We start from the raw sequence: 2,053 nt of genomic DNA, 5'->3' as shown, positions 1-2,053 counted from the left end.
TGAACGGCAAAAGCCTGACCGGTACCGTCAAGCCCAAGAAAGTGGCCGAGGCGCAATACGAAGAGGCCATCAGCAGCGGTGACTTGCCGGTCATGCTGGAGCGGTCTGGCAAAGACCTGTACACAGCCAACATCGGCAACATCCAGACCGGGGATGAAGTGGTGATTGAGCTCGACTACGCTCAAATTCTGAAAGCCGAAGATGGTGCGATCCGTTTCAGCCTGCCCACGACCATTGCGCCAAGGTACGGCGATGCTTCAGCGGCGGGCTTGAAGCCACACCAACAAGCACAAGTCGATCCACAAGCCGAGCAGCGGCTGTTTCTGAATCTGGATTTGTCAGAAAACCTGAGCCAAGGCACGGTTTACAGCCCAAGCCATGAAATCCAGCTGAGCCGTCAGGGCGATCAATGCGCCTTGAAGTTAGAAGGTGCAGCCTGGCTGGACCGGGACTTTGTACTGATCGTTGACCGGCTGGGCGATATGAACTTCGCCGTCGCAGCGCATGACCCGATGCGTCCAGGAGAAGCCACCGTCATGACTGGCGGTGTGTACCGTCCAGCTGGGGTAAAAAAGCAGCACCCCATCTCCATCAAGGTGCTGGTCGACTGCTCTGGCTCCATGGAGGGCGACAGCATTGAACAGGCCAAAGACTGCCTCAGCTGGCTGTTTGGACAGCTGAACAACACGGACCAAGTCTCGCTCTCGCGGTTTGGCAGTTCGGTTCACCACGAACAACCGGAGCTGAAGCACTGCTCCATCATTTACCGGCAGCTCTTGAAGGCAGCAACGCGTCGGTTGAATGCGAATATGAACGGGACCGAGATTGATACGGCGTTGAAAGAGGTCATCGCCATTGAGAGCGGTGCATCAGAAGAGTCCAAAAATGTGGTGATCCTGTTGATCACCGACGGCGAGGTCTGGAACATTGAACAGACCATCGCCACAGTGCGCGCCTCTGGGCAACGCATCTATGCCGTGGGCGTGGGCTCGGCACCATCCGAAAGCCTGCTCAAAGACATGGCAGATGTGACAGGCGGCGCATGTGAAATGGTCACACCCCGAGAAAACATGCAAAAAGCCGTCGAGCGCCTGCTGATCCAGATCCGGCACACCCAGGCGATCGAACATGAAGTCACATGTGCAGCGCCTATCGTCTGGCAATCCAAATCTACGGGGCATGCCGCAGCTGGCAGTTCCTTGATGTCATGGACGCAAATCAATACGCAAGGTACCGCACTGAATGAACTGAACGTGATCCAGACCGTTTATCCCAACGGCCAACCTACGCCCTGCCCTGTCATTTGGGATGAAGGCCTAGACCTGTCCCGGATTGCAGCCGCATTGCGCTTGAACGATATGGCGCAGGCCAAAGAGCGAGAGCGCCTCGCTGTCGACTATCAATTGGTCACCAGCGAAACCAATTTGATCCTTGTTCACGAGCGCGTGGAAAGCGAGAAAGCAGAAGATTTGCCGGAGTTACTACAGGTCAGGCCTATGTTGGCAGCGGGCTGGAGTGGCAACGGCACGGTACGAAATTCCAGACCTTTGCCAGTTATGCGCATCTTGCGGACCGGCAGTGACAACACGCTCTTCATGGCTGAAACTCGCATCAACATGAGCCAGTCTGTCCCGGCCATGTGGCGTTCAAAACGGACTCATTCTGCCGCCCGAGTTGATGGCATGGGGAATTCAGGCATGGATGACATTGAGATCCCGGCTTTTCTCAGAAGTTCAAGCTCGAGCGCGAAAACAACTGCACATGCCAAGCCTGGCAAAAGCATCGTCCAGAAATTCAAGGAAATGGTCAGCACGCCCAATCAACCGCCGCAAAGCACGCCCACCGTCAAAAAGCCGCAGGGCACATCGGATGAACTGAAGGCCATCCTGGCCAATAAGACCAACGCAAACAACCCAATTCATGAATTACTGACCAGCTTCAACCAGATAGCACTGACCCACACGCGATTCCGATCTGCGCTGGCCGCCTGCCTTCGAACAAACCAAGTCAATTACATGGGTTGGCTGATCACCAAGCACATGAAGACGGCTGG

General features: G+C 55.5%; 1 protein-coding gene. It reads left to right on the top strand.

Annotation, left to right across the window (positions count from 1 at the left end; all coding sequences use genetic code 11):
• Positions 1-2,053, top strand: a 2,053-nt coding sequence (locus B9Z49_RS21260; protein WP_108355437.1) for a VIT and VWA domain-containing protein, incomplete at both ends; no start/stop codon positions are given.

Origin of the sequence: Limnohabitans sp. 2KL-51, from assembly GCF_003063645.1 — a bacterium.
GTDB lineage: Bacteria > Pseudomonadota > Gammaproteobacteria > Burkholderiales > Burkholderiaceae_C > Limnohabitans_A.
This window is presented reverse-complemented; position numbering and strand designations above follow the sequence as displayed.